This window comes from Micromonospora sonchi (genome assembly GCF_014646235.1).
GTDB lineage: Bacteria > Actinomycetota > Actinomycetes > Mycobacteriales > Micromonosporaceae > Micromonospora > Micromonospora sonchi.
Window position 1 is genome coordinate 173,818 of the sequence record NZ_BMNB01000008.1, and the last position, 25,841, is coordinate 199,658.

General features: G+C 71.8%; 25 protein-coding genes and 3 tRNA genes. 8 read left to right on the forward strand and 20 right to left on the reverse strand.

Features of this window, described 5'->3' with window-relative positions; all coding sequences use genetic code 11:
- Positions 1-105: 105 nt before the first annotated feature.
- From IEY61_RS11095 to leuC, 3 genes are all read right to left on the reverse strand, one after another.
- Entirely contained in the window at positions 106-816 is a 711-nt protein-coding gene (locus IEY61_RS11095) for an HU family DNA-binding protein (protein ID WP_189043215.1), read from the reverse strand.
- A 171-nt stretch (positions 817-987) separates the two neighbouring features.
- Positions 988-1,575 (reverse strand): 3-isopropylmalate dehydratase small subunit, encoded by a 588-nt coding sequence (gene leuD, locus IEY61_RS11100; protein ID WP_189043217.1) that lies wholly within the window; start codon positions 1,573-1,575, stop codon positions 988-990.
- 14 nt (positions 1,576-1,589) lie between these two features.
- Positions 1,590-3,035 (reverse strand): 3-isopropylmalate dehydratase large subunit, encoded by a 1,446-nt coding sequence (gene leuC, locus IEY61_RS11105; protein ID WP_189043219.1) that lies wholly within the window; start codon positions 3,033-3,035, stop codon positions 1,590-1,592.
- A 49-nt stretch (positions 3,036-3,084) separates the two neighbouring features.
- Here leuC and IEY61_RS11110 point away from each other — a divergent pair, with 49 nt between their 5' ends.
- Positions 3,085-3,771: an IclR family transcriptional regulator gene (locus IEY61_RS11110; protein ID WP_013284529.1), complete on the forward strand. Its 687-nt coding sequence runs from the start codon at positions 3,085-3,087 to the stop codon at positions 3,769-3,771.
- Between the two features lie 169 nt (positions 3,772-3,940).
- On the opposite strand, the gene IEY61_RS11115 is transcribed toward IEY61_RS11110, so the two are convergent.
- The 4 genes from IEY61_RS11115 to IEY61_RS11130 form a co-directional block, all read right to left on the reverse strand.
- Positions 3,941-4,016: transfer RNA gene (locus IEY61_RS11115), tRNA-Glu, on the reverse strand.
- Positions 4,017-4,177: 161 nt separating this feature from the next.
- Positions 4,178-4,250, reverse strand: a tRNA-Glu gene (locus tag IEY61_RS11120).
- A gap of 141 nt (positions 4,251-4,391) precedes the next feature.
- Positions 4,392-4,463: transfer RNA gene (locus IEY61_RS11125), tRNA-Gln, on the reverse strand.
- 96 nt (positions 4,464-4,559) lie between these two features.
- A complete protein-coding gene (locus tag IEY61_RS11130; RefSeq protein WP_189043221.1) occupies positions 4,560-5,363 on the reverse strand; it encodes a fumarylacetoacetate hydrolase family protein in 804 nt (267 codons plus the stop codon).
- Positions 5,364-5,495: 132 nt separating this feature from the next.
- Between IEY61_RS11130 and IEY61_RS11135 the strand changes: the two genes are divergently transcribed.
- Both IEY61_RS11135 and IEY61_RS11140 read left to right on the forward strand, forming a co-directional pair.
- Positions 5,496-6,875 (forward strand): hypothetical protein, encoded by a 1,380-nt coding sequence (locus IEY61_RS11135; RefSeq protein WP_189043225.1) that lies wholly within the window; start codon positions 5,496-5,498, stop codon positions 6,873-6,875.
- 90 nt (positions 6,876-6,965) lie between these two features.
- Positions 6,966-7,856: a 3-methyladenine DNA glycosylase gene (locus IEY61_RS11140; RefSeq protein WP_189043227.1), complete on the forward strand. Its 891-nt coding sequence runs from the start codon at positions 6,966-6,968 to the stop codon at positions 7,854-7,856.
- Between the two features lie 48 nt (positions 7,857-7,904).
- On the opposite strand, the gene arfB is transcribed toward IEY61_RS11140, so the two are convergent.
- The 7 genes from arfB to IEY61_RS11175 form a co-directional block, all read right to left on the reverse strand.
- A complete protein-coding gene (gene arfB, locus IEY61_RS11145; RefSeq protein ID WP_189043229.1) occupies positions 7,905-8,330 on the reverse strand; it encodes an alternative ribosome rescue aminoacyl-tRNA hydrolase ArfB in 426 nt (141 codons plus the stop codon).
- 9 nt (positions 8,331-8,339) lie between these two features.
- On the reverse strand, positions 8,340-8,636 hold the full coding sequence (locus tag IEY61_RS11150) for a hypothetical protein (RefSeq protein ID WP_189043231.1): 297 nt from the start codon (positions 8,634-8,636) through the stop codon (positions 8,340-8,342).
- Between the two features lie 110 nt (positions 8,637-8,746).
- The gene (locus tag IEY61_RS11155; protein ID WP_189043233.1) at positions 8,747-9,607 is read right to left on the reverse strand and encodes a S1C family serine protease; all 861 of its coding nucleotides are present in this window, start codon (positions 9,605-9,607) and stop codon (positions 8,747-8,749) included.
- A 69-nt stretch (positions 9,608-9,676) separates the two neighbouring features.
- Entirely contained in the window at positions 9,677-10,636 is a 960-nt protein-coding gene (locus IEY61_RS11160) for a VWA domain-containing protein (protein WP_189043235.1), read from the reverse strand.
- On the reverse strand, positions 10,633-11,637 hold the full coding sequence (locus IEY61_RS11165; RefSeq protein ID WP_189043237.1) for a DUF58 domain-containing protein: 1,005 nt from the start codon (positions 11,635-11,637) through the stop codon (positions 10,633-10,635). Before IEY61_RS11165 ends, IEY61_RS11160 begins: the two co-directional genes overlap by 4 nt.
- Positions 11,637-12,686 carry an AAA family ATPase gene (locus IEY61_RS11170; RefSeq protein ID WP_189043239.1) on the reverse strand — a complete coding sequence of 350 codons (1,050 nt, stop codon included), beginning with the start codon at positions 12,684-12,686 and terminating at the stop codon, positions 11,637-11,639. Before IEY61_RS11170 ends, IEY61_RS11165 begins: the two co-directional genes overlap by 1 nt.
- A gap of 191 nt (positions 12,687-12,877) precedes the next feature.
- Positions 12,878-13,408, reverse strand: coding sequence for a hypothetical protein (locus IEY61_RS11175; protein WP_189043241.1), 531 nt, complete (start codon positions 13,406-13,408; stop codon positions 12,878-12,880).
- A gap of 336 nt (positions 13,409-13,744) precedes the next feature.
- Here IEY61_RS11175 and IEY61_RS11180 point away from each other — a divergent pair, with 336 nt between their 5' ends.
- Positions 13,745-14,746, forward strand: coding sequence for an endonuclease/exonuclease/phosphatase family protein (locus IEY61_RS11180; protein WP_189043349.1), 1,002 nt, complete (start codon positions 13,745-13,747; stop codon positions 14,744-14,746).
- 15 nt (positions 14,747-14,761) lie between these two features.
- Here the strand turns inward: IEY61_RS11180 and cimA are convergent, their stop codons facing one another.
- The gene (gene cimA, locus IEY61_RS11185) at positions 14,762-16,345 is read right to left on the reverse strand and encodes a citramalate synthase (protein ID WP_189043242.1); all 1,584 of its coding nucleotides are present in this window, start codon (positions 16,343-16,345) and stop codon (positions 14,762-14,764) included.
- A 369-nt stretch (positions 16,346-16,714) separates the two neighbouring features.
- Here cimA and IEY61_RS11190 point away from each other — a divergent pair, with 369 nt between their 5' ends.
- On the forward strand, positions 16,715-17,119 hold the full coding sequence (locus tag IEY61_RS11190; RefSeq protein WP_189043351.1) for a PRC-barrel domain-containing protein: 405 nt from the start codon (positions 16,715-16,717) through the stop codon (positions 17,117-17,119).
- A 79-nt stretch (positions 17,120-17,198) separates the two neighbouring features.
- The gene (locus IEY61_RS11195; protein ID WP_189043243.1) at positions 17,199-17,939 is read left to right on the forward strand and encodes a tyrosine-protein phosphatase; all 741 of its coding nucleotides are present in this window, start codon (positions 17,199-17,201) and stop codon (positions 17,937-17,939) included.
- 121 nt (positions 17,940-18,060) lie between these two features.
- On the opposite strand, the gene IEY61_RS11200 is transcribed toward IEY61_RS11195, so the two are convergent.
- Both IEY61_RS11200 and IEY61_RS11205 read right to left on the reverse strand, forming a co-directional pair.
- The gene (locus tag IEY61_RS11200) at positions 18,061-19,158 is read right to left on the reverse strand and encodes a branched-chain amino acid aminotransferase (protein ID WP_189043244.1); all 1,098 of its coding nucleotides are present in this window, start codon (positions 19,156-19,158) and stop codon (positions 18,061-18,063) included.
- 234 nt (positions 19,159-19,392) lie between these two features.
- Positions 19,393-20,424, reverse strand: coding sequence for a 3-isopropylmalate dehydrogenase (locus tag IEY61_RS11205; protein ID WP_189043245.1), 1,032 nt, complete (start codon positions 20,422-20,424; stop codon positions 19,393-19,395).
- Positions 20,425-20,638: 214 nt separating this feature from the next.
- On the opposite strand from IEY61_RS11205, the gene IEY61_RS11210 reads away from it, so the two are divergent.
- Together IEY61_RS11210 and IEY61_RS11215 are read left to right on the forward strand one after the other, a co-directional pair.
- The gene (locus IEY61_RS11210; protein WP_189043246.1) at positions 20,639-21,484 is read left to right on the forward strand and encodes an FAD:protein FMN transferase; all 846 of its coding nucleotides are present in this window, start codon (positions 20,639-20,641) and stop codon (positions 21,482-21,484) included.
- A gap of 421 nt (positions 21,485-21,905) precedes the next feature.
- Entirely contained in the window at positions 21,906-22,265 is a 360-nt protein-coding gene (locus IEY61_RS11215; RefSeq protein WP_189043247.1) for a hypothetical protein, read from the forward strand.
- A 62-nt stretch (positions 22,266-22,327) separates the two neighbouring features.
- On the opposite strand, the gene serA is transcribed toward IEY61_RS11215, so the two are convergent.
- From serA to ilvN, 3 genes are all read right to left on the reverse strand, one after another.
- Positions 22,328-23,926: a phosphoglycerate dehydrogenase gene (serA, locus tag IEY61_RS11220; RefSeq protein WP_189043249.1), complete on the reverse strand. Its 1,599-nt coding sequence runs from the start codon at positions 23,924-23,926 to the stop codon at positions 22,328-22,330.
- Between the two features lie 263 nt (positions 23,927-24,189).
- Positions 24,190-25,203 carry a ketol-acid reductoisomerase gene (gene ilvC / locus IEY61_RS11225; RefSeq protein WP_189043251.1) on the reverse strand — a complete coding sequence of 338 codons (1,014 nt, stop codon included), beginning with the start codon at positions 25,201-25,203 and terminating at the stop codon, positions 24,190-24,192.
- Between the two features lie 117 nt (positions 25,204-25,320).
- Positions 25,321-25,836: an acetolactate synthase small subunit gene (ilvN, locus tag IEY61_RS11230; protein ID WP_189043253.1), complete on the reverse strand. Its 516-nt coding sequence runs from the start codon at positions 25,834-25,836 to the stop codon at positions 25,321-25,323.
- Positions 25,837-25,841 lie beyond the last annotated feature (5 nt).

Sequence of the window (25,841 nt, forward strand, 5' to 3'; positions counted from 1 at the left end):
GCAGAGCAAAGGATCCCGTCCCATGGATGGTGGCGGGCCGGTCAGCCGGCGGAAACGGCGAGGGCACCCAACCGTGATGGCGGGCGCCCTCGTCGTACGGCCGGCTCAGCGCCGGGTCGTTGCCTTCCTGGCCGAGGCTTTCTTTGCCGGGGCCTTCTTCGCCGGGGTCTTCTTCGCCGTCGCGGTCTTCTTGGCCGCGGTGGCCTTGGTCACCGCGGCGGTCTTCTTCGCCGGCGCGGCCTTCTTCGTGGCGGTCTTCTTGGCCGTGGCGGCCTTGGTGGCCGTGGCGGCCTTGGTGGCCGTGGCGGCCTTGGTGGCCTTGGCTGCGGTGGTCTTCTTGGCCGCCGCGGTCTTCGTCGCCGTGGTCTTCTTCGCCGCAGCCGCCTTGGCTCCCGTCGCCTTGGCGCCGGCCGCCTTCGCACCAGTCGCCTTCGCACCGGCCGCCTTCGCACCAGTCGCCTTCGCGCCCGCCGTCTTCGTACCGGTCGCCTTGGCGGTGGCCGCGGCGGCCTTCTTCGCCGCCGCCGTGGCCTTCGGCGCCTTGCCGCTGGCCACCATCTCCTTGAACCCCGCGCCCGGGCGGAAGGTCGGCACGGAGGTCTTCTTGACCTTCACCGCCTCACCCGTACGCGGGTTGCGCGCTGTTCGCGCGCCCCGTACGCGCTTCTCGAACGCTCCGAAACCGGTGATCGCCACCTTCTCGCCCTTGGTGACCGCCGCCTGGACCTCAGCGAGGACCGCGTCGAGCGCCGCCGTCGCCGTCTTCCGGTCCCCCAGGCGAACGGCGAGCGCCTCGATGAGCTCGGCCTTGTTCACTACTTCCTCCTGATTGTGCAACTGACTCGACGCGAGCCATTCTGCGCGCACCGTATGCCCTGTGCTGCCGGGACACAAACATTCTGTCGAAAAAAGCCCTTGTGTCGTAACGGATTCGCCCCCACCGGTTGAACCGGTGGGGGCGAAATCAGCGGAGGAAGCGGCGAGGGACTAGGCGACCCGGGGCAGGAACGCCGGCCGAGTGGCCTCGAAGGCGGTGATCCGATCGGAATGCCGGAGGGTGAGTCCAATGTCGTCCAAGCCCTCCATCAGCCGCCACCGGCTGAAGTCGTCCAGCGGGAACGACCAGGCGGAGGAGCCGGCGCGGACCTGCCGGGCGGTCAGGTCGACGGTGATCGCGGCGCTCGGGTCGGATTCGACCAGATCCCAGATCTCCTCGACGGCTCCCAATTCCAACTCGACCGGCAGCAGGCCCTCCTTGAGGGCGTTGCCCCGGAAGATGTCACCGAAGCGTGGCGAGATCACGACGCGGAATCCGTAGTCGCGCAGCGCCCATACGGCGTGTTCCCGGGATGACCCGGTGCCGAACTCCGGCCCCGCCACAAGAATCGAGGCACCGGAATATGAATCATTGTTGAATACGAATCCTGGGTCCTCGCGCCACGCGCTGAACAACCCGTCGGCGAAGCCGGTACGGGTCACCCGCTTGAGATACACGGCCGGGATGATCTGATCGGTGTCCACGTCGGACCGACGCAGCGGCACGGCGGTGCCGGTGTGCACGGTGAACTTTTCCATCTCTCGCAGCCCTTCTACAGGTCGGCGGGGGCGGCCAGCCGGCCGACGACGGCGGTGGCGGCGGCCACCGGCGGGCTGACCAGGTGGGTACGCCCACCCCGGCCCTGGCGGCCCTCGAAGTTGCGGTTGGAGGTCGAGGCGGAGCGCTGCCCCGGCGAGAGCGTGTCCGGGTTCATGCCCAGACACATGGAGCAGCCGGCGAAGCGCCACTCGGCACCGGCGTCGGTGAAGACCTTGTCCAGCCCTTCCGCCTCGGCCGCCTCGCGGACGGCGGCGGAACCGGGCACCACCAGCATGCGTACGCCGTCGGCCACCCGGTGGCCGCGCAGCACGTCGGCGGCGGCCCGCAGGTCCTCCAGCCGGCCGTTGGTGCAGGAGCCGACGAAGACCACGTCGACGGAGAGGTCCCGCAGCGGCGTGCCCGGCCGCAGGTCCATGTACTCCAGCGCGCGCCGGGCGGCCGTCCGCTCCGGCTCGGTGCCGAAGCTCTCCGGGGCCGGCACCGTGGCGCCCAGCGGTACGCCCTGACCGGGGTTGGTTCCCCAGGTGACGAACGGCGTGATCTCGGCGGCGTCGAGGGTGACCTCGGCGTCGAAGGTCGCGCCCTCGTCGGTCGGCAGCGTCCGCCAGTAGGCGACCGCCGCGTCCCAGTCCGCGCCGGTCGGCGCGTTCGGCCGCCCCTTCAGGTACGCGAACGTGGTCTCGTCCGGCGCGATCATGCCGGCCTTGGCGCCCCACTCGATGGACATGTTGGCGATGGTCATCCGGCCTTCCATGGACAGCGCCCGGATCGCCTCACCGCGGTACTCCACGATGTGCCCGCGCCCACCACCGGTGCCCACCCTGGCGATCAACGCGAGCACCAGGTCCTTGGCGGTGACGCCGGGACCGAGCTGACCGTTGACGGTGACCGCCATCGTCTTCGGCCGGGCCTGCGGCAGCGTCTGGGTGGCCAGCACGTGTTCGACCTCACTGGTGCCGATGCCGAACGCCAGCGCCCCGAACGCGCCGTGGGTGGCGGTGTGCGAGTCGCCGCAGACGATGGTCATGCCGGGCTGGGTGAGCCCGAGCTGCGGGCCGATGACGTGCACGATGCCCTGGTTCTCGTCGCCCAGCGGGTGCAGCTTCACGCCGAACTCGGCGCAGTTGCGCCGCAGCGTCTCGATCTGGGTGCGCGAGGTGGGATCGGCGATGGTGAGCAGATCGCCACGACGCTGCTGGAAGGAGGGATCGGCGTACCCGGTCGGGGTGTTGTGATCCTCGGTCGCGAGCGTGAGGTCGGTGCGGCGCACCCGGCGGCCGGCGAGCCGCAGCCCGTCGAACGCCTGCGGGCTGGTCACCTCGTGCAGCAGGTGCAGGTCGATGAAGAGCAGATCAGGCTCACCATCGGCGGACCGGACGACGTGCGCGTCCCAGACCTTCTCGGCCAGGGTCCTCGGTTCAGGAGTGGCTCCCACCATCTGGACTTCCTAAATTCTGGGAGGTAAATTTCGGCTTGTGGGACACAGTATGAGCGGTGTCGGCGTTCTCGACAAGGCGGTGGTCATCCTGGCCGCCTGTGTCGACGGCGCCAGCCTGGCCGAACTCGTTGAACGCACCAAGCTGCCCCGGGCCACAGCGCACCGGCTGGCGCAGGCGCTCGAGATCCACCGGATGTTGGTCCGGGACACCCAGGGTCGCTGGCGTCCCGGTCCACGCCTGGGCGAACTGGCCAACGCCGCGCCGGACGTGCTGCTGACCGCGGCCGAGCCGCTGCTGGCCGCCCTGCGCGACGCCACCGGCGAAAGCGCCCAGCTCTACCTGCGCCGGGCCGACGAACGGATCTGCGTGGCCGCCGCCGAACGGGCCAGTGGTCTGCGCGACACCGTCCCGGTGGGCTCGGTGCTGCCGATGACCGCCGGATCGGCAGCCCAGATCCTGCTCGCCTGGGAGCCTCCCGAGGCGGTGATGCCGCTGCTGCCCCGGTCGAAGTTCACCGGCCGCACCCTGGCCGAGGTACGCCGCCGCGGCTGGGCGCAGAGCGTCGCCGAACGCGAGGCCGGTGTGGCGAGCGTCTCCGCCCCGATCCGCGACCGCACCGGCCGAGTCATCGCCGCCATCAGCATCTCCGGCCCCATCGAACGCCTGGGCCGCCGCCCCGGCGAACGCCACGCCATGGCCGTAGTGAGAGCCGGCCAACGCCTCTCCGGCCTCTAATCCCCCACCCCCCACCCCCCAACCCCCCCACCCTCGATCCCTCCCCGTTGATCATGAGGTTAGCGGCAGTGAAGGAGATCAACTTCGCCGCCAACCTCATGATCAATGAAGGAGGGGGCGGTGGGATGGGGAAGGCCCGTCTCGCGGAGATGCGAGACGGGCCTTGGTGTGGTAGCCCCGACCGGATTCGAACCGGCGCTACCGCCTTGAGAGGGCGGCGTCCTGGGCCGCTAGACGACGGGGCCAGGCACACAAAACGCGACACCACCGCGCGGGCGGTGCGGCAGTAGTTTAAACGGCGTCCCGGTGGGTGCCGCACCGGGGGCGGTCGATCATTCCGGAATGGCCCCGCCGCTGGTGGCACGAAAAAAGGCCCGCCCCGCAAACGCGGGACGAGCCTCATCTGTAGCCCCGACCGGATTCGAACCGGCGCTACCGCCTTGAGAGGGCGGCGTCCTGGGCCGCTAGACGACGGGGCCAGGCACACAAAACGCGACACCACCGTGACGGTGGTGCCGCCGAACTCTACCAGACCTAGCGACCGACCCTCCCTCGCGGGAGCATCGACGCTGAACTCCACCAGAATCCAGCCACCTCGATTCTTCCGAATCTCGGCTGCGCTGGGGTACCAGGACTCGAACCTAGACTAACTGAACCAGAATCAGTCGGGCTGCCAATTACCCCATACCCCATTGGCCCCTTGCGGTGCCGGGATCAAACTCTACCCTCCCGGCACCGACAGGCCAAATCGACTTCCCCAAACCGCCCTTGAGCTGCGAAAACAGGGATCAGGTCGCGGACACGACCGGGTTGGTCAGCTCACCGACCCCCTCGATCCGGACGGTGACCGTATCCCCCTCCGTGAGCGGGCTAACCCCCGCCGGTGTACCGGTCAGCACGACGTCGCCGGGCAACAGCGTCATCACATGCGAGACGTACGACACCAGTGCCGGCACGTCGAAGACCATGTCCCGGGTACGACCCAGCTGGCGGACCTCCATCTCCTCCGGGTCACGCCCCACCTCGCAGCGGATCTCCAGATCGGTGACGTCGAGGCCGGTGGTGATCCACGGCCCGATCGGACAGAACGAGTCGAATCCCTTGGCCCGGGTCCACTGGCTGTCGGAGCGCTGGAGATCCCGGGCGGTGACGTCGTTGGCACAGGTGTAGCCGAAGATGGCCCGCTCCGCCGCGGCCCGGTCCGCCCGGCGGGCTCCCGGTGCACCGATCACCACCGCCAGTTCGGCCTCGTGCTCGACCTGCTTGCTGAACTCGGGCAGCCGGATCGCGTCCCGGGGACCGATGACCGCGGTGGAGGGCTTGAGGAACAGCAGCGGTTCACTCGGAACCTCGCTGCCGTGCTCGGCGGCGTGCTCGGCGTAGTTGCGGCCGATGCAGACCACCTTGCTGGGCAGGATCGGCGAGAGCAACCGGACGTCGGACAGCGCCCAACGGACCCCGCTGAACGTGATCTGACCGAACGGGTGACCCGAGATCTCGGCGATGGTGAGCCCCTGTGGGCCCGCCTCCGGCTCCCCCTCGACGACCCCGAACGACATTCCCTTGGCATGGGCGAAACGAGCGATACGCACCAGGTCAATCTAGTCCGCCGGCGACCGGGTGCGGCAGCTTACCCAAGACGATCAGCGCCGGGGTCGGATTCGCCGCTTCGTACCCGCACGACGGGGCTGCGCACCTAGCGTCGGCTGCGGAGGTTCGTTCGTATGCCTGCATCGACACGACACCACAGGGCCCTCGCGGCGATCGTGCACTGCGTCGGCTTCCTCACCGCCCTGCCGGTGCTCCCGGCGGCCACCGCCCCGGGCGCCCCGCCGGCCGGACAACCACAGGTCGCGGCGTTCGGAGAGCGGCACCACGGGACAGCCGGGCGGCCACACGTGGCAGCGACGACAGAGCCGGATCCCACCGCGCCGGCGCCCGACCCCACCATGCTGACGCCGGACCCCGCCATGCCCGCGGCACCGCCGGCGGCGCCCACCCCGACGCGGCTCGCCGTACCGCCCCCGGCGCCCAGGGTCAGCGTGGCGGTGGCGCCGGCGAGCAGCAGCGAGCCCGGGTACCACATCGAGGTCCGCAACGCCGGAAACGCGCCGGTGAGCACCACGGTGCGCCAGGAACTGCCCCGGGGCGCGTGGGCGAACTCGATCAGCAACGGCGGCCGGATGGTCCGCCCGGGTGGGTCGACGGCGACCGCGGTGACCTGGCAGCTGCGGTTGCCGCCGCACAGCACCACCACGCTGGACACCACGCTGCGCGCCGCCTCGGTGCAGCAGCCGCTGACCGCCCCGGCGTGCGCGTTCGCCGGGGACGGCCGGCAGCCGTACGACTGCGCGAGCGCCACCTGGACGAGCCCGCACGCCGCGACCGCCGCCCCGCAGGAGCCGTCGGGGTGGCGTGACCAGGCGTCCGCACTGCTGGTCGGCGCGGTCGCGGTGCTGGTGCTCGGCGTGGTGGGGCTCGTCACCTGGTGGCGCAACCGCCGGCCGGTGGCCGCCGCGCTCGCCTCGGACGGTCCGGGGCGGATCTATCCGCGCCCGGCGGCACCCCGCCCGGCACACCGCCGACGCAAACCACCGATCTGGCTGATCGTGCCGGTGGCCGCGACGGTGCTGGCGGCCACGATCGGCACGGCCGCCTGGACCGCCACCCGGCGGGTCGCCGCGATCGACACCGACAGCCAGCCGACCAGTGGCGGGTGGAAGGGCACGGGGGTCACCGGCAGCCTGGGGGAACCGCTGCGCGAGGACGCGTTCGAGTTCACCGTCTACCGGATGGCCTGCGAGCCCGGCCAGCAGGTACGACGTTGCCAGGCCACGGTCGGCGTGCGCAACGTCACGCCGGAGCACCAGAGTTGGCACGGCAAGTTGCAACGGGCCTATCTGCCGAACGGCAACTGGGTCACCACCGACGAGTCGGCGACCCGGCAGGCGAACCAGGGACGCGACGTCTTCGCCGAGCCGATGGCGGCGGGCAGCCGGATGGTGCTGCCGTTGGTCTTCACCGTCAACGGACGCGCCGCACCCGAGCGCCTGGAACTGCGCAGTGGGGTCTTCTCCGCGGGGGTGCGGGTGGACATGCCCTGACCGGCGGGCGGCCGGTGGTCGTACCCTTGGGGCCGTGACGGGCAGGCAGACGGCGCGGAACGGACGGCAGGGGCTCGACCGGTGATCAGCATGCCCGCGGCGCGTTGGCTTCCCCTCCTGGCCGCGCACGAGGGCCGCGCCGACTCGCTGACCGCGGCCCACCGGGCGCGCAGGGCCGCCCGGGAACGTCACGCGATCGATGATTTCCTCTTCGACTACTACGGCACCCGACCGTCCGTGCTGCGCCGCTGGCACCCGGGGGTGGGCATCGCCCTGGCGCCCGGGCCGGACGGTCCCGCTCCGCACCGGCAGTGGCGTTGGTACGCCACGGACGCCGACGGGGTGGTCGGTGTCGACGCGGCGGCGTTCCTCGCCGACCGGGCCGATTCGGTGCGCTTCATCCACCGACTGTTGTCCTCGATCGCTACCCGGCCGGCCTTCACCGGCTGCTTCGGGCTGCACGAGTGGGCGATGGTGTACCGCCAGCGGGACCACCGGCACCCCCTGCCTCTGCGGCTCGGGCAGGCGGGCACCGACGCGGTGGTCGAGGCGCATCAGATCCGGTGTACGCACTTCGACGCGTTCCGGTTCTTCACGCCCGACGCGGTCGGCCTCAACCGGCTGCGACCCACCCGGGCCAGCCAGGTCGACCTCGACCAGCCGGGCTGCCTGCACGCCGCGATGGACTGCCACAAGTGGGCCACCAAGCTCGGTCCGGCGGTCCCGGGTGATCTGGCGCTCGACTGCTTCGAGTTGGCCCGGGACATCCGCCTGCTCGACATGCAGGCGTCGCCGTACGACCTGTCCTCGTACGGGCAGCCGGCGGTGGCCATCGAGACGCCGGAGGGCAGGGCGGAGTACGTGGCTCGCCAACGCGAGTTCGCGCAGCGCGCTGGCCAACTCCGTGCCCGGTTGATCGAGGTCTGCGCGGTGTTGCTCGCGGCAGCGGAGCCACCGGCGAGGGTGGTCGCCGCCCCCTGAGGCGCCTGCTCCGCGTGCCCGGCGGGGTGTTGCGGTCTTTCCCCGCGCCTACTCGCCGTCCACCCGGCGGTCGCGCTTGCGTTGCGACCGGCGCTTCTTGTCGGCCAGCCGGCGTTCCTTGGCCGCCCGGGACGGGCGGGTCGGACGGCGGGGTGGCGGTGGCGGGGCGACCGCCTCGCGCAGCAGCGCGGCCAGCCGCTCCCGGGCCGCCTCCCGGTTGGCCAACTGGGCGCGATGCTCGCTCGCGGCGATGGTCAGCACCCCGTCGACCAGCCGGCCGTCGAGCCGGTCCAGCGCCCGGGCCCGCAGCGACTCCGGAACGCTCGCCGAGCCGGCCAGGTCGAAGCTCAGCTCGACCCGGGAGTCGGCGGTGTTGACGCCCTGCCCACCCGGCCCGGACGACCGGGAGAAGCGTTCCCGCAGCTCGGCGGCGGGGACGACCCACCGATCAGTCACCCGCAGTCCGTCGTCCACGCCCTGAGGTTAGCGTGCCGGCCGATCGTCCTCGGCGGTGCTCGGACTCGGCGTCGAGGGGGCGGGCCGGTCCTCGCCACCGGCGGCGGCGTAGGCGACCGCCCCGATCAACAGCAGGACGATCACGCCTATCTTCGTGGTGACCACCTTGATCAGCAGCCACGCGGCCCGGCGCGCGCCGGGCACCGTCTTCTTCGCGGCCTGGTAGTCGTTCCAGCTCCGCCTGGCGCGAGCGTACGACGACCCGACGCCGCTTCCGATGATGAGGCCCACCAGCAGGAGGGCCGCGATGAGAGGACGCTCCACTCACGCAAGTATTCATCCCCAGCGTAATATTTCCATGGGCCGATCATCCCTCGCCGGAAATCCGACACTTACCCTGATCTCGATGCAACCGGACGGTCACCGTCCGTGCATCAGCCGCCTTTTCCGATGATCGTGTCGGCGGTCTCCTGCACCTGTTCGATCGGGATGGCGAACCCGATGCCGATCGAACCGTTGCCGTCGATGGTGGCGATCGCGGTGTTCACCCCGACCACCTCGCCCCGCGCGTTCACCAACGGCCCACCGGAGTTGCCCGGGTTGATCGAGGCGTCGGTCTGCACCGCCCGGTGCCGGTTGTCGCCGAGGCGCACCTGACGGTCGAGCGCGCTGACGATGCCGGCGGTGACCGTGCCGGACAGTCCCAGCGGCGACCCGACGGCCAGTACCGGCTCACCGACCCGGGTGGCCCCCGGCTTGGCCAGCGGCAGCGGCGCCAGACCCGCCGAGGCGGGCACCTTGAGCACGGCGAGATCGCTGCCCGGCTCGCGGCCGATCACCTCCGCGTCGAACCGCCGGCCATCCGGCAGCTCCACGGTCACCGGGCCGCTCCGCCCCTTGGCCAGGATGTGGTCGTTGGTGATGATGTGCTGCTCGGCGTCGACCGCGAAGCCGGAACCGCTCGCCGACGCCCCGCCGGGCCCGCCCACCAGCACCGACACCACGCCGGGCACGGTCTTCTCGGCGGCGGTGACCAGCTCGGCCGGCACCGGGGCGGCCGATGCGGCGGCGGGCCCCGGAACACCGTCCCGGCCGGCCACCCAGCCGCCGGCCAGTGCCCCCGAACCGGTGGAGAGCGCCACCACCGCCAGCCCCGCCAACAGCCGGCGGCGCCAGCCCCATGCGCGGTCACCCGCCCCGGTGGCACCGTCCGACCGGCCCCGCCCGTCCGGGTCGAGGTCCGGGGAGAAGAACCAGGGTCCCCGCGGCTCGCCCAGTCCGGTCTGCACTGCCATACGTAGCTCCTCCCGTGTGCGCTCGCCGGCGTTCCGGCCGCGATTCGGCCGAGCCGCGGCAGGACCAGGTCAGGGCAGGCGGGAGAACCACCGGATCGAGCCGAACGCCGCGCCCATCGCGAACACCAGCCCGAGCCCGATGAACCGCGCCGAGACGTCCTGCCGTACCTTCCGCCAGCCCACCGAGCTGCCGATGTCGTCGTAGACGGCACGCAACTCGTCGCTCGTGCCGGCCTGGTGGAAGCCGCCCCCGGTCTCCTCGGCGACGGCCTGCAACGTCTCCCCGTCGACCGGCACCTGGATCGGCCGCCCGCCCCGGTCGACGAAGCCGCTCGGCGTACCGAAGGAGATGGTGTGCACCGGCACCTCGGCGGCGACCGCGCCGGCGGCGGCCTCCAACGGATCCATGCCCGAGGTGTTCGCGCCGTCGGAGAGCACGATGATCCGGGCCGGCGGCGGTTGGGTGGCCGCCTTGTCGTCCAACGCCTGCACCGCGCCCAGTGAGGTGCTGATCGCCTCGCCGATCGCGGTGCCCTGCACGCCGGTGACCCCCTCGGCGAGGCGGCCGATCCCGTTGTGCAGCGCCTCCCGGTCGGTGCCCGGCGGCACCAGCACCGCCGCGCTGCCGGCGAAGGCCACCAGCCCGACGTTGAACTCCCTGGGCAGCCCGTCGACGAACCGCCGGGCGGCGTTCTTGGCGGCGCTGAGTCGATCCGGTTCGACGTCGGTGGCGAGCATCGAGGTGGAGACGTCCACGGCCACCATCACGGTGGCGCGTTCCCGGGGCACCCGGACCTCGGCGGTGGGCCGGGCGAAGCCGACCACGAGCAGCGCCAGCATGGCCAGGAAGAGGCCGGCCGGCAGGTGTCGGCGCCAGGTCGGCCGCCGGGGCGCCACCCGGTCGAGCAGCCGCAGATTGGTGAACCGGACCGCGTAGCGGCCACGGCGCCGCTGCGCCAGCAGGTAGGCCACGGCCAGGGCGGCCACGCCGAGCAGCAGCCAGAGCCGGACGGGCGACTGCCAGATCATGCGACACCTCCCGCGGGTGCAGCGGCCGGAGCCAGGGCCAGTCGACGCTGGGCCTGCACGTGCCGCACGATGTCGGCCGCCCAGTCCCGGTCGGTACGCAGCGCGAGGTGGGTCGCGCCGGCCCGGCGCAGGGCCTGCCGGACCTGGTCGCGCTGCGCGGCGGCGGCCGCCGCGTACCGCTCGCGCAGCCGGCGGTCGCCGGTCCAGACCTCCCGGTGCTCGCCGGTCTCCGGGTCGGCGAGCGTGATCATCCCGACGTCCGGCAGCTCCAGTTCCCGCGGGTCGGTGACCTCCACCGCGAGCACCTGGTGTCGCACGGTCAGCCGGCGCAGCGGCCGTTCCCAGGCCACCGGCGCCGCCGGGTCGTCGGGCAGCCCGTCGAGGAAGTCCGAGACCACCACCACCAGGCCCCGCCGATGGGCGACCCGGCACACCGCGGCCAGCGCCTCGGCCAGCTCGGGCGGGCCGGATGCCGGCGGGACGTCCGGATCACGACCGCCCACGCGGGGCGCGGCGAGCAGCGCGCGCAGCAGCCCGAGCAGGTGGGTGCGCCCACCCCGGGGCGGCATTCGACGCAGCCCGTACGGGGTGAGCACCTGCGCGCCGAGGCGGTTGCCCGGCCCCGCGGTGAGGAAGCCGATGGTGGCGACCGCCGCCACCGCCAGTTCCCGCTTGTCCAGCTCGGCGGTGCCGTACTCCATGCTGGCACTGGCGTCGACCAGCAGCCAGGTGGTCAGCTCCCGGTCGGCGTCCACCTCCCGCACGTGCGGCACGGTGGTACGGGCCGTCACCGACCAGTCCATCCGGCGCACCTCGTCCTCGCCGGGCCGGTACTCCCGGCTGCCCGCCGGCTCGCTGCCCGGCCCCGGTAGCAGGCCCCGACGCTCGCCGTGCAGAAGTCCGTCGAGCCGACGGGTGACGGTGAGTTCCAACCGGCGCAGGCGCTGGTCCGGGGTGAGCTCGGTCAGTCCCGGCTCCGCCGGTGCGGGGCGACGTCCCATCACGCGGTCGCCAGGTCGATCGCGTGTTCCGGATGCCCGGCCGCCACCCGGGGCGGTGGCACCGCCTCGACCAGCCGGCGCACCACCGACTCGGCGGTCACCCCGTCGGCGACCGCGTCGAAGGAGAGCACCAGCCGGTGGGCGAGCACATCCACGGACAGCTCCCGGACGTCGTCGGGCAGCACGTACTCCCGGCCCCGCAGCAGCGCCTGGGCCCGCGCGGCGGCGACCAGCCCCAGGGTGGCGCGAGGGCTGGCGCCGTAGGCGAGCAGCGGGCCGAGTTCCGGCAGCCCGAACCGGCCCGGGTCGCGCGTGGCGAGGATGAGCCGGACCACGTACTCGGCGATGGCGTGGTGGACGAAGACCTGCGTGGCGCGGACCTGGAGCTCGCGCAACCGCTCCGGATCGAGCACCCGGTGCGCCCGAGGGCGGTCGGCGCTCATCCGGTAGAGGATGGCCAGTTCGTCGGCGCCGTCCGGGTAGTCCACGACGACCTTCATGAGGAAGCGGTCCCGCTGCGCCTCGGGCAGCTGGTAGACCCCCTCCGACTCGATCGGGTTCTGGGTGGCCAGGACGAGGAAGGGTTCCGGCACCCGGTAGCTGCGCCCGCCGATGGAGACCTGATGCTCGGCCATGGCCTCCAGCAGCGCCGACTGCACCTTCGCGGGCGCCCGGTTGATCTCGTCCGCGAGCACCAGGTTCGCCATGACCGGGCCGAGTTCGACGTCGAAGCTCTCCTTCGACGCCCGGTAGATGCGGGTGCCGACGATGTCCGAGGGGACGAGGTCGGGGGTGAACTGGATCCGGGAGAAGGTGCCGCCGACCACCGTCGCGAGGGTCTGCGCGGCGAGGGTCTTGGCCACTCCGGGTACGCCCTCCAGCAGACAGTGGCCGCCGGCCAGCAGTGCGGTCAACAGGCGTTCGACGAGCCGGTTCTGCCCGACGATCACGCGTTTGACCTCGAAGAGGGTCTGGTCCAGCTCGGCTGCGACCGCGTCCAGATCGGCCGGGCTGGGCAGGCTGGCCATGGTGTCCGAGATGTCCGTCACGGTGCTTGCTTCCCGGGCAGGCGGCCCGACAAACGTCGGACTTGCCGGGCCACGGGTGCTCTCGGGGCCCTTCCCGGCAGTCCCGTTCCCGTCGTGGTACAAGCCGGACACTCGACGACCCGGCGGGCCGGCCGGCGCGACCACGGCGATGCCGGCCGTCCGGTCGGACGGCCGGCACCCGGTGTGGCTGATCAGCTGGAGATCGCCACGTGGAATGGCCGGTCGGCGGGCACGCCGGCCGAGTTGTAGGTCTGGATGAAGACTGCGTTCGGTGTGGCGAGGCGGGGCGCAACGGAGACCTGCCCGGCCGGGGGGATGCAGCACTGCTGGTCAGTGCCGACCGTGGCGTGGTAGGCACTCCGGGTCAGGTTGCGGTTGAAGAGCACCTGGTACTGCCCCGGGCCGTACCTGGTCGCCGAAACCGCGTCGAGGCCACGGATGAGGTTGCCACCGGATCCCACCACGGCGAAGGAGACCGATCCGATGATGGCGTTGGTGCCGACGGACCCCTTCAGCGCGGCCCTGGCCTGGCGGGCCTCCTCCGGTGTCACCTGCGGCTGGCCGGTGGCGGCGGCCGCCCGGGCGGCCGGCTGACCGGAATCGACGGGGGCCTGGACGACGGTGGTCGGCTGGGCGGCGACGGCGATGCCGCCGCCGGCCAGGGTCAGCGCCAGCGCACTGAAGGCCACCGCCATCGACCTGGGTGAGAAGAGTTTGGCCATGACAGGTTCTCCCTTGGTTGACCGGGATGATAAGACCGACTCACTTTCCAGCGAGTCGGAGATTGCAACGAGAATGCGCCGGAACGACCCGCCCCGGAGAATGGCCAACCGAGCGAATGACATTGAATGGCCAAGATCATAGCCGGCCTGACCAGGCATTACACACTCTGAGCTCTGACGCCACAACCATCTGGAAAATAGCACCAGGAAACAGCGAAGTCAACGTTCGATCATCGCCTTTCGCACCCGAATCAGAGGTTCGCGTAATTGCGAAACGTGAGGGCCACACCCCTCACGAAAGCCGATGGGGGTCGGCGATAATCTGATGCCGTGAGCATGCGTACCGGTCTGGCGGCGATCCGACCGACACCGACGACCGGGCGGCACCGCCACCGCACCATCCTCTGCTGGATCACCGTGGCGCCCGCGGTCGCCTGGTTGGTCGTCCGGCTACTCGGCGTCGAACGCGGGCCACTGGTGCAACTGCTCGCCTTCACGCCGTACGTGGTGATCGGGTCCCTCGGGCCGTTGGTGCTCGCCCTCGCGCTGCGACGCCGGTGGCCGGCGGTCGTCGCGGCGGTCACCACCGCGGCGCTGCTCGCGGTGGTGGCCCCCCGGGCACTGCCCACCCCGCAGCCGTCGACCGCCGGGCCGGCGCTGCGGCTGCTCACCGCGAACCTGCTGATCGGCTCCGCCGACCTGCGGACGCTGGTCGACCTGGTCCGCAGCGAGCGGGTCGACGTCCTCGTCGTGCAGGAGTTCACCCCGGCGTCCGCGGCCGGACTGGACCGGCTCGGCCTCGACCGGCTGCTGCCGTACCGGCAGCTCAACCCGATGGAGGGCAGCCCCGGCTCCGGGCTGTACGCCCGGCATCCGATCAGCGACGAGGGCGTGCGCCAACTGCGCGGCGGGTGGGGCTTCACCCAGGCGTACGCGACGGTGACGGTGCCCGGCGCCCCCCCGGTCCGTGTCGAGTCGGCCCACCCGGCGGCCCCGTACGCCCTCGATCAGATCGACGCCTGGCGCAACGACCTGGCGGCGCAACCGGCGGCCGCGCCGGACGGGCCGTTGAGCATCCTCGCCGGGGACTTCAACGCCACGCTCGACCACGCGCCGTTGCGTGCCCTGCTCGACACCGGCTACGCCGACGCCGCCGCGGCGGTCGGCGCGGGGCTCACCGGCACCTGGGGCCCGTACGACGGCGACCTGATCCCGCCCGTGGTGATCGATCACGTGCTGGTCGACCGCCGCATCGCGGTACGCGACGTGGTGGTGCACCCGCTGCCCGACAGCGACCACCGGATGGTCCTCGCCGACCTACGCCTGCCGGCGGGGTGAGGGAGGGTCAGCCGCTCACACCCGCGCCCGGTCCAGGCCGTAGGTGAGCGCGTCGACTAGGGCGTGCCAGCTCGCCTCGACCACGTTGGGGTGCACCCCGACGGTGGTCCAGCCGCCGCCCCGGCCGTCGGCCGTCTCGACCAGCACCCGGGTCACCGCGCCGGTGCCGTGGCTGCCCTCCAGGATGCGCACCTTGTAGTCGGCCAGCTCGAAGTCGCGCAGCTCCGGGTAGTGCCGGCCGAGACCGACCCGCAGCGCCTCGTCGAGCGCGTTGACCGGGCCGTTGCCCTCTGCCGTGGCGATCACCCGCTCGCCGCGTACCCGGATCTTGACCGTGGCCTCGGAGACCACCGCGCCGTCCTCCCGGTGCTCGACCAGCACCCGGTACGACTCCAGCGTGAACGGTCGCGCCGGCGCGGCGTCCGGCAGCTCGGAGCGGACCAGCAGCTCGAACGAGGCGTCGGCGGCCTCGAACGACCATCCACCGGCCTCCAGTTCCTTGACCCGCTTGGTGACCCGGGACAGCGTCTCCGGATGGCCGGCCAGGTCGAGCCCGAGCTCTCGGCTCTTGAGTTCGATGCTGGCCCGGCCGGCCATCTCGGTTACCAGGATCCGCATGTCGTTGCCCACCACCTCGGGTTCGACGTGGTTGTAGAGCAGCGGATCCACCTTGATCGCACTCGCGTGCAGCCCGGCCTTGTGGGCGAAGGCGGCGGCCCCGGCGTACGCCTGGTGGGTGTCGGGGGCGATGTTGGCGATCTCGGCGATGGCGTGGGAGACCCGCACCATCTGCTCCAGGCAGCCCTCCGGTAGGACGGGCATCCCGAGCTTGAGCTGGAGGTTGGCCACGACGGTGAAGATGTCCGCGTTGCCGGGTCGTTCGCCGTACCCGTTGGCGGTGCCCTGCACGTGGCGGACGCCGGCCTCGACGGCGGCGATGGTGTTGGCCACCGCGCAGGCGGTGTCGTTCTGGGCGTGCATGCCGAAGAGTTCCGGCGCGACGCCGATCCGGTCGGTGAGGTCGGCGATGGCGGCGGTCACCCAGGAGGGCAGCATTCCGCCGTTGGTGTCGCAGAGCACGAACCGCTCGGCCCCGGCCGCCAGCGCGGTCTCCACCACCGAGGCGGTGTACGCCGGATCGTGACGGTAGCCGTCGAAGAAGTGCTCACCGTCGACGAAGACCCGGCGTCCCTCGGCGACCAGGTGGGTCACCGTGTCGTGGATCATCGCCAGGTTCTCCTTGGCGGTGGTGCGCAGCGCCCGCTCGACGTGCCGCAGGTCGGCCTTGGCGACCAGGGCGATCGCCGGGGTCTGCGCGTCGAGCAGGCCACGCACCTGCGGGTCGTCGGCGGCGACCGCGCCGGCCCGGCGGGTTGCGCCGAAGGCGACCAGCACCGCGTGCTTCAGATCGAGTTCGGTACGCGCCCGGTGGAAGAACTCGGTGTCCTTGGGCACCGCGCCCGGCCATCCGCCCTCGATGAACCCGACGCCGAACTCGTCCAGCAGCCGCGCCACCGCGAGCTTGTCGACCACCGAGTAGCTGACCCCTTCGCGCTGGGCACCGTCGCGCAGGGTCGTGTCGTAGACCTGGAACGTCATGGGGATCCCTTCGTAAGGCACCGGCCAGCGCAACAAAAAGACCCCCCGCGGCTGCGGGAGGTCTGCGCGCTCGGCGGAGGGAAAGCCGGCGCGCTAGTTGCCAATAATGCGGGCGGTGCTGGTCACGTTCTGCACTCTGCCACTCGGCGGCGGCTTCTGGGAGGCGAAATCCACATGTCGGGACGATGGCAGCGGCCGGCGAAGGCTGGTGTGTAGGACCCGGCGGACGGGGTAGGAGTTTTCGGGACAAGGAAACACGTTCCTCCGAGACGACTCAGCGTAGTCGGGGCAGGAGAGATCCCAATGGAGAGGCTCGATCAGCACACCACGCCGGAGGCGACCCTTCGCGGCGTCGACCAGGGGGTCGTCATGGGCGGCACCCCCGCCGGTGTGGGCGGCACCCCCGCCGGCACCTTCGACCCCTGGAGCTACCGGGACGAGGCCGGGGTGGCCGGCAGCAACCTGGCCGGCTACAAGGTCGAGGCGACCGACGGCTCGATCGGCAAGATCGACAGCGACAGCAACGAGGTCAACGCCAGCTACCTGGTGGTCGACACCGGGCCGTGGATCTTCGGCAGGAAGGTCATGCTGCCCGCCGGGACCGTGAACCACGTCGACCACGACGAGCGGAAGGTGTACGTCGACCGCAACAAGGATCAGATCAAGGCGGCACCGGAGTACGACGAGACGGCCACCGACCCCGCGTTCCGGGACAAGCTCGGCGGCTACTACACCGACACGTACGCCGCGCCCCCGGCCGGCGACCTGCGGTGACCGGAGTTTCCGTTCACCTGTCTGCGGGACAGCGCGACGGCCGGTGGGGCACTGCCCCGCCGGCCGTTACGGTGTCAGGGTGGACGCCATCGAGGTAACCCGCAGGATTCCGTTTACCACGACCTTCAATTTCCGCGACGTCGGCGGTTACCGCAGCCGGGACGGCCGCACAGTCCGTACCGGCCGCCTCTACCGCTCCGACTCGCTGCACCGCATCGACGACGCCGACCGCGACGTCTTCACCGCACTCGGCGTGCGAACCGTCATCGACCTGCGCCGCCCGCACGAGGTCGACCGGGACGGGCGGGTCCCCGACTTCGACGGGCTCGCCTACCGGCACATCCACCCCGAGCACGCGGAGTGGGGCGAACAGCCGTACCAGCCGGGCACCGACCTCGCCCGCTACCTCGCCGACCGGTACGCCGACCTGGCCCGCACCGGTACCGCCGGGCTGGCCGAGGCGATCGGCCTGGTCGCCGACAGCGCCAACGCACCGGTGGTGGTGCACTGTGTCGCGGGCAAGGACCGGACCGGCATCGTCTGCGGCCTGACCCTCGCGGTGCTCGGCGTCGAGGACGACGACATCGCGGCGGACTACGCGCTGAGCAGCGAGGCGTCCCAGCGCTTCAGCGCCTGGGCCGCCGCCACCTTCCCCAACGCCGCCAAACTGCCGTCGCCGTTCCTCGCCTCGCCGGCCGAGACGATGCGGCTGTTCCTGACGGAGATCCGCGAGGGCCACGGCTCGGTCGACAACTACCTCCGCCACGCCGGGGTCACCGAGGAGCAGCTCACCGCCCTGCGCGCACACCTGCTCGACTGATCACGCCGGTTTCGACGGCGCCGGCCGGGCGGCGAGCCCGCCCGGCGCGCGGGCCCGTCAGCGTGTTAATAAGGGGCCCCTTCTCTACCTCAGACGTTAAGAAGGGGCCCTTCCTTACACCTCAGAGGACGCGGTGGACCCAGTTGTGGGGGTCGGCGGTCTTGCCGCGCTGGAGGTCGACGAGCTGCTGGCGCAGGGCCATGGTGACCGGGCCGGGCTCGCCGTCGGCGACGGCGAACTCCCCGTCGGGGAAACGGACCTCTCCGATCGGGGTGATCACGGCGGCGGTGCCGCAGGCGAAGACCTCGCGGAGGCGGCCGCTGGCGGCGTCGGCCTGCCATTCGGCGAAGCTCACCGGCCGCTCCCGCACCTCGTGCCCGGCTGCCTCGGCCAGCGCGATCACCGACTCGCGGGTGATGCCGGGCAGGATGGTGCCGGTCAGCGGCGGGGTCGCCATCGAGCCGTCGTCGTAGACGAAGAAGACGTTCATCCCGCCCAGCTCGTCGACGAACCTGCGTTCCACCGCGTCCAGGAAGACCACCTGCTCGCAGCCGTGCTCGGCCGCCTCGGCCTGGGCGGCGAGCGAGGCGGCGTAGTTGCCGCCGCACTTCGCCGCGCCGGTGCCGCCGGGCGCGGCCCGGGTGTAGTCGGGCGAGACCCAGACCGTCACCGGCCGCACCCCGCTGGCGAAGTACGCCCCCACGGGCGAGGCGATGACCGCGTAGAGGTACTCGTTGGCCGGCCGGACGCCGAGGAACACCTCGCTGGCGAACATGAACGGCCGCAGGTAGAGGCTGCCGTCCTCGACGTCGGGAATCCACTCGCGGTCGATCTCGATCAGCCGCTGCAGCGAGTCGACGAAGGTCTCCTCCGGCAGCGCCGGCATCGCCATCCGGGCGGCGGAGGTGTTGAACCGGGCCGCGTTGGCGTACGGGCGGAACATCGTCACTCCGCCGTCGGCCGCGCGGTACGCCTTCATCCCCTCGAAGATCTCCTGCGCGTAGTGCAGCACGGCGCTGGCGGGATCCATCGGGATCGGGGCACGCGCCTCGACCCGGGCGTCGTACCAGCCCTTGCCGTCGGCGTAGCGGATGGTGACCATGTGGTCGGTGAAGACCCGACCGAACCCGGGGTTGGCCAGCAGGGCGGCCCGATCGGTGGCGGATACCGGCGCGGGATTCGGACGGATCTCGAAGTCGAGCTTGTCACCACCGCTCATCGCACTGACCTCCCTGAAGACCACGGCATGCGCCGACGCACACCGGAAACTATGTGCCAGAAACTTACCCCGAACGGTCGTTCAGCGGATAGGTCGACCGGTGGGTAGCAAGACGACAACTGGTGCGAGGCCCGCTGGTCGAGGCGCCACCGCGCCGGCTGGGAACCGGCGTTTCGGCAGCGTACGCCCGGCGCGCCGGCTCAGCAGGCACACCGGGCGGCGGCGCGAGGCGGCTCAGGCGGCTACCTGGGCGGCGATCCGGTCGCCCACCTCGGCCGTGCGCAGGGTTACCTCCGGGCCGCGACCGGCCAGCTCCGCGCTGACCGCAGCGGTGATCCGGGCCGCGGCGTCGGCGTGCCCGAGCTGGTCGAGCAGCAGCGCGCCGGAGAGCACCGCAGCGACCGGGTCGGCCACCCCGCGCCCGGCGATGTCCGGCGCGGAGCCGTGCACCGGCTCGAACATCGACGGGTACGTCCCGTCGGGGTTGATGCTGCCGCTGGCGGCCAGCCCGATCCCGCCGGTGACCGCGGCGGCGATGTCGGTCAGGATGTCGCCGAACAGGTTGTCGGTGACCACGACGTCGTAGCGCTGGGGCTGGGTGACCAGGAACATCGCGGCGGCGTCGACGTGCTGGTACTCGGTGGCCACGTCGGGGTGCTCGGCGGCCACCGCCTCGAAGGTGCGGGCCCACAGCGAGCCGGCGTGGGTGAGCACGTTGGTCTTGTGCACCAGCGTCACCTTGCGCCGCTCGCGTCGCCGGGCCCGGGCGAAGGCGTCGCGGACCACCCGCTCCACCCCGTGCCGGGTGTTCAGGCTCTCCTCGGTGGCGATCTCGGCCGGGGTGCCCCGGTGCAGTGCGCCGCCGGCGCCCGCGTAGAGCCCCTCGGTGCCCTCCCGGACCACTACCAGGTCGACCTCGCCGGACTTGACGGTCGCCAGCGGGCTGGCCACTCCCGGCCAGAGCCGCGACGGCCGAAGGTTGACGTACTGGTCGAAGGCGAAGCGCAGCTTCAGCAGCAGGCCCCGCTCCAGCACGCCGGGCGGGACGGTCGGGTCGCCGACGGCACCGAGCAGAATCGCGTCGTGCCCGGCCAGCTCGGTCAGCACCGAGTCGGGCAGCACCTCGCCGGTGCGGTGGTAACGTGCCGCGCCGAGGTCGTACTCGGTGGCCTCCACCCCTGGCACCGCCGCGTCAATGACCTTGCGGGCCTCCGCGACCACCTCGGGCCCGATCCCGTCCCCGGCCACCACCGCGATCCGTGCCACGTCCTCAGCTCCTTTGCTCGTGTGGCTCGACGGTACGCTGCCGTCCCGCGTCCCGGTACGGATGTTCCATCATACGGGAATCGGAATGCACAGCAGCTTCCCAGCAGGCATTCATGGGCCGGTCATCTGCGCTGCTTAGCGTGATCCTGAACGGGCCAACCGGCCCGGGCGACCACCACGACGGCGTGGCGGAGTGCCGAAGGAGGGCGAGGCCATGTGGACCGACGAGCAGCCACGAACCCGTTGGGTGGATCCAGTGGCCTTCCGCTTCCGCCGGCCCGACCTGCGGCTGGGCACCCGCGACCGCCGTCCCGACCGGTCCGGTCTGGCGGCCGGGGACCGGATCGCCGTGCGGCACACGGTACGCACCTCGACCGCCGAGTACACCCTGCTGCTGAACGCCCCCGAGTGGGTGGGCCGGCGGGGAGCCGGCGAGGCGCTGCGCGACGCGGTGGCCGAGTTGCGGGCGATCGACCTCACGTACGGCCCGAACCGCGCGGACAGCCTGGTGTCCCGGCTGCGCCGGGGTGAGATCGGCCCCGAGTCGTACCCACCCCTGGCGGAGTTGGTGGACCGGTGCGCCGCGATGCGGGGGGCCACCGACGGCTGGTTCGACGCCTGGGCGGTGCCGGGCGGGTTCGACCCCGGCGGCCTGCTCGGCGGATGGGCGGTCGAGCGGGCGGCGGCCCGGTTGCGCGCCGCCGGCATCCATGACTACGCCGTGCTCACCGGCGCCGACCTGGTGGTACGCGGCCACGCCGCGCACGGCGGCCCGTGGCGGATCGCGATCCACCATCCGACGGATCGTCGTCGGAGGCCACTGGTGCTGGAGATGACCACGGGCGCGATCGGTACCTCTGGGGTGACCGGCCGGCGGGGACACGTGGTGGACCCGCACACCGGTGAGCCGGCCGATCAACTGGTCGCCGCCAGCGTGGTCGGCCCCGACCTGGCGGTGGCCGACGGCTACGCCACCGCGCTCTACGCCGCCGGCCCGGCGGGACTGGCCTGGTTCCGCCCGGGAACCGACTACCAGGCGCTGCTGGCCGCCCGCCGCTGAGCCGGCGCCGCGCGGCGGTCCGACACCGCGGCGATCCGGCGGTCCGACGGTGCGACATCAACGGCGCGACGGCGGCTGTGGTGTACGCAGGACGGTGGCCGACAGGTCGACTGTGGCTGGTGCGGAACAGCGATCGGCCTCCACGGCCGCGGCAACGACCGTGGAGGCCGGTCGGCGACGAGTGCGCGTGGCTCGCGCAATCGAGGGGTGCGGGCCGGTCGGCCGGGGCGACAACCTCGCCACCCGAAGACGGGCCGGCGCCACGGGCACGGCCAGCAACCGCCCCCGTACGCTATCGAATCGACACGTTTCGCGGCAAGGGTTCCACAGGGGACATCACGGCGCCGTGGCATCGACCTTGACTCCGCCGGTGGCAGGGGTGTTTTCGACAAGGCCAAGCGTGGATGGCACGCTGTCCGCCGTGAGTTTTGATCTGAGCGTGTGGGCTCTGGCGTACGGGGCGACACCCCAGGACGTGCGAGCGGCGGTGCAGCGGTGCCGGCAGGGCCAGCACATCGAGCGCCAACCGGACCCGCGGCTGGTGGCCTTCTACCGGGCGATCACCGCCAGTTACCCCGATCGGCCGGTCGGCCCGGGCAGCCCCTGGGCGGTCCTGCCGTTGCACACGGCGGCCGACCACATCGAACTGAACCTGGATCCGGGCTGCGCCGACCAGGTGCTGCTCGACATCGAGCGGCTGGCCGGCGAGTGCCAGTTGATGCTCTTCGACGCCCAGGACGGCTCGGTCTATCCGCCGCCGCCCGCCCGGCTGCCCGGCTGAGCCGAGCGCCGGTACGACAAGGGACCCGACCGTAGGTCGGGCCCCCAGCAGTCGTGTGTGGACTACTCGTCCCGCAGGTCGGCCGCGCTGGCCGCGATCGCCCCGATCGAGTCGGCGGCCGAGGTGAGCAGGTCGGCGCCGAGCGCCTGGTCGACGGTGAGGGTCATCAGCGTCTCGCCACCGGCCTCCCGGCGGGCCACCTGCATCGCCGCGATGTTGATGCCGGCCTCACCGAGCAGGGTGCCGACGGTGCCGACCACGCCCGGACGGTCGGCGTAGCGCAGGAAGAGCAGGATGCCCTCCGCGCCGATTTCCACGTCGAAGCCGTCCACCTCGGTCAGCTTGATGACGTCCCGGGTGCCGGTATGGGTCGCCGTGCCGGAGACGCTGACCGTGCGACCGTCGGGCAGCGCGCCGCGCACGGTGACCAGCACCGGGTGCTCCACGGTCTCGGTCTGGGTGGCCAGCGCGACCTCGACCCCACGCTGGGCGGCCAGGTGCGGCGCGTTGACGTAGGTCACCTGCTCCTCGACCACCGAGCTGAACAGGCCCTTGGTGGCGGCGAGCTTGAGCACCGAGACGTCGTGGTCGACGATCTCGCCGCGTACCTCGACGGTGACGCTGGCGGCGACGCCGCCGGCCAGCGCGGTGAAGGCGCGGCCGAGCTTCTCGGCCAGCGGCAGCAGCGGGCGGACGTCCTCGGCGACCACGCCGCCGGCCTGCACGTTGACCGCGTCCGGCACGAACTCGCCCTGCAACGCCAGCTTCACGCTCTTCGCCACGGCCAGGCCCGCCTTGTCCTGCGCCTCGGCGGTGGAGGCACCCAGGTGCGGGGTGGCCACCACGTTGTCGAAGGCGAACAGCGGCGAGGAGGTGCACGGCTCCTTGGCGTACACGTCCACCCCGGCGCCGCCGACCCGCCCCTCGGCCAGCGCGTCGGCGAGGGCCTGCTCGTCGACGAGGCCGCCACGGGCGGCGTTGACGATCCGCACGCCCGGCTTGACGATGGAGAGCTCCTTCTCACCGATCAGCCCGACAGTCTCCGGGGTCTTCGGCAGGTGGATGGAGATGAAGTCGCTCTCCCGCAGCAGCTCCTCCAGGCCGACCAGACGTACCCCGAGCTGCGCGGCGCGGGCCGGTTGGATGTACGGGTCGTACGCGATCAGTCGGGTGCCGAACGCGGCGATGCGCTGCGCGAACAGCACGCCGATGCGGCCGAGGCCGACCACGCCGACGGTCTTGCCCTGGATCTCCACGCCGGTGTACTTCGACCGCTTCCACTCCCCCGCCTTGAGGGCGGCGCTGGCGCTGGCGGTGTTCCGGGCGACCGCGAGCAGCAGGGCGACGGCCTGCTCGGCGGCGGAGACGATGTTGGAGGTGGGGGCGTTGACCACCATGACGCCCCGGGCGGTGGCGGCGGGCACCTCGACGTTGTCCAGACCCACACCTGCGCGGGCCACGACCTTCAGACGCGGCGCGGCGGCGATCGCCTCGGCGTCGATCTGGGTGGCGCTGCGGACGATGACGGCGTCGGCCTCGGAGAGCGCGGAGAGCAGGGCCGGTCGGTCGGTGCCGTCGACGTGCCGGACGTCGAAGTCGTGGGCGAGCACCTCGATGGCGGCGGGGGCGAGTTCTTCGGCGATCAGTACGACAGGAGTCATTGGTCCTCGTAGACGCTGGGATGCGAGCGGTCTGGAGCGTCGGGTCGCCGCGCTGCGTCCCGCGCTGATCCGTGCCATGGCCGTCAGGTGCCGGCTGGAACACCTACCCGCGATCGTAGGGTGCGGGCCGTCCGACGCGCTTCGGAGTGTGGGGTGAGTGCCCTCACAAACCGGACGCGGCGTGCGCGGACGTGACATGCGCTACCGAACGACAGTGGCCCCGGCGCCGAGGAGGGCGCCGGGGCCAGGAGAGTACGCGCGGGTCAGGCGGTCTCGGTGATCGGGCGGTCCACCCAGCTCATCATGCCGCGCAGCTTCGCGCCGGTCTGCTCGATCGGGTGCGCCGCACCCTCGGCCTGCCACTTCTTGAAGTTGGGGCGACCGGCCTCGTCCTCGGCCACCCACTCGCGGGCGAACTCGCCGGACTGGACCTCGCTGAGGATCTTGCGCATCTCCTCCTTGACCCGGCCGTCGATGACCCGGTGGCCACGGGAGAGGTCGCCGTACTCGGCGGTGTCCGAGATGCTGTAGCGCATCTTGGCGATGCCGCCCTCGTACATCAGGTCCACGATGAGCTTCAGCTCGTGCAGGCACTCGAAGTAGGCCACCTCGGGGGCGTAGCCCGCCTCGGTGAGCACCTCGAAGCCGGCCTGCACCAGCGCTGCCGCGCCGCCGCAGAGCACCGCCTGCTCGCCGAAGAGGTCGGTCTCCGTCTCCTCCTTGAAGCTGGTCTTGATCGCGCCCGCGCGGGTGCCGCCGATGCCCTTGGCGTACGACAGGGCCAGCGCGAGGGCGTTGCCGCTGCCGTCCTGCTCGACGGCGACCAGGCAGGGCACGCCCTTGCCGTCGACGTACTGCCGGCGGACCAGGTGGCCGGGGCCCTTGGGGGCGACCATCGCCACATCCACGCCGGCCGGGGGCTTGATCAGGCCGTACCGGATGTTGAAGCCGTGCCCGAAGAACAGCGCCTTGCCCGCGCTGAGGTTCGGCGCGATCGACTCGGTGTAGATGTGGCGCTGCGCGGTGTCCGGCGCGAGGACCATGATCACGTCGGCCTCGGCCGACGCCTCGGCCGGGGTGAGCACCCGCAGGCCCTGCTCCTCGGCCTTCGGCCGGCTCTTCGAGCCCTCCGGCAGACCGACCACCACGTCGACACCGGAGTCGCGCAGCGACAGCGCGTGGGCGTGGCCCTGGCTGCCGTACCCGATCACAGCGACCTTCTTCGCCTGGATCAGGCTCAGGTCGGCGTCGTCGTCGTAGAACACCTCAACGCTCATGACTTCCCTTTCGTACAACGGCCGCGGCGGCCCGTCGTGGCGGTGTGGATCAGGCGGCCGGTGGAGCCGAACCTGTGGTTTGGATGGACAGCCCGCGAGCCGGGCCGGTGCTTCGGGTCAGGCGGCCCGCAGTGCCGGACCAGCGGTGATCGCACGCGAGCCGCGTCCGATCGCCACCAGACCCGATTGGACCATTTCCTTGATGCCGAAGGGCTCAAGGTCGCGCAACAGCGCGTCGAGCTTGTCGGCGGTGCCGGTGGCCTCGATGGTGAGGGTGTCGGGGGCCACGTCGACCACCCGGGCGCGGAACAGGTTGACCGTCTCCATCACCTGGCTGCGGGCGTTACGGTCGGCCCGCACCTTCACCAGCAGCAGCTCCCGGGCGACCGAGGTCGCCGGGTCCAGCTCGACGATCTTGAGTACGTTGACCAGCTTGTTGAGCTGCTTGGTGACCTGCTCCAGCGGGGACGAGTCGGCGTTGACCACGATCGTGATCCGCGAGACGTCCGGGTTCTCCGTCTCGCCGACGGCGAGACTGTCGATGTTGAAGCCGCGCCGGGAGAACAGCCCGGAGACCCGGGCCAGCACGCCCGGCTTGTTCTCCACCAACACGGACAGGGTGTGCATGGTCATGCCAC

Excerpts from the sequence above, each read along its gene's own strand:
- cimA (WP_189043242.1), bottom strand. The coding sequence starts at position 16,345 with ATGACGTTCCAGGTCTACGACACGACCCTGCGCGACGGTGCCCAGCGC.
- IEY61_RS11165 (WP_189043237.1), bottom strand. The coding sequence starts at position 11,637 with ATGGGACGTCGCCCCGCACCGGCGGAGCCGGGACTGACCGAGCTCACC.
- serA (WP_189043249.1), bottom strand. The coding sequence starts at position 23,926 with ATGACTCCTGTCGTACTGATCGCCGAAGAACTCGCCCCCGCCGCCATC.
- IEY61_RS11160 (WP_189043235.1), bottom strand. The coding sequence starts at position 10,636 with ATGATCTGGCAGTCGCCCGTCCGGCTCTGGCTGCTGCTCGGCGTGGCC.
- IEY61_RS11175 (WP_189043241.1), bottom strand. The coding sequence starts at position 13,408 with ATGGCCAAACTCTTCTCACCCAGGTCGATGGCGGTGGCCTTCAGTGCG.
- leuC (WP_189043219.1), bottom strand. The coding sequence starts at position 3,035 with ATGGTGGGAGCCACTCCTGAACCGAGGACCCTGGCCGAGAAGGTCTGG.
- IEY61_RS11135 (WP_189043225.1), top strand. The coding sequence starts at position 5,496 with ATGCCTGCATCGACACGACACCACAGGGCCCTCGCGGCGATCGTGCAC.
- IEY61_RS11155 (WP_189043233.1), bottom strand. The coding sequence starts at position 9,607 with ATGGCAGTGCAGACCGGACTGGGCGAGCCGCGGGGACCCTGGTTCTTC.
- IEY61_RS11190 (WP_189043351.1), top strand. The coding sequence starts at position 16,715 with ATGGGCGGCACCCCCGCCGGTGTGGGCGGCACCCCCGCCGGCACCTTC.
- IEY61_RS11210 (WP_189043246.1), top strand. The coding sequence starts at position 20,639 with ATGTGGACCGACGAGCAGCCACGAACCCGTTGGGTGGATCCAGTGGCC.
- leuD (WP_189043217.1), bottom strand. The coding sequence starts at position 1,575 with ATGGAAAAGTTCACCGTGCACACCGGCACCGCCGTGCCGCTGCGTCGG.
- IEY61_RS11140 (WP_189043227.1), top strand. The coding sequence starts at position 6,966 with ATGCCCGCGGCGCGTTGGCTTCCCCTCCTGGCCGCGCACGAGGGCCGC.
- ilvC (WP_189043251.1), bottom strand. The coding sequence starts at position 25,203 with ATGAGCGTTGAGGTGTTCTACGACGACGACGCCGACCTGAGCCTGATC.
- IEY61_RS11180 (WP_189043349.1), top strand. The coding sequence starts at position 13,745 with ATGCGTACCGGTCTGGCGGCGATCCGACCGACACCGACGACCGGGCGG.
- ilvN (WP_189043253.1), bottom strand. The coding sequence starts at position 25,836 with ATGACCATGCACACCCTGTCCGTGTTGGTGGAGAACAAGCCGGGCGTG.
- IEY61_RS11200 (WP_189043244.1), bottom strand. The coding sequence starts at position 19,158 with ATGAGCGGTGGTGACAAGCTCGACTTCGAGATCCGTCCGAATCCCGCG.
- IEY61_RS11110 (WP_013284529.1), top strand. The coding sequence starts at position 3,085 with ATGAGCGGTGTCGGCGTTCTCGACAAGGCGGTGGTCATCCTGGCCGCC.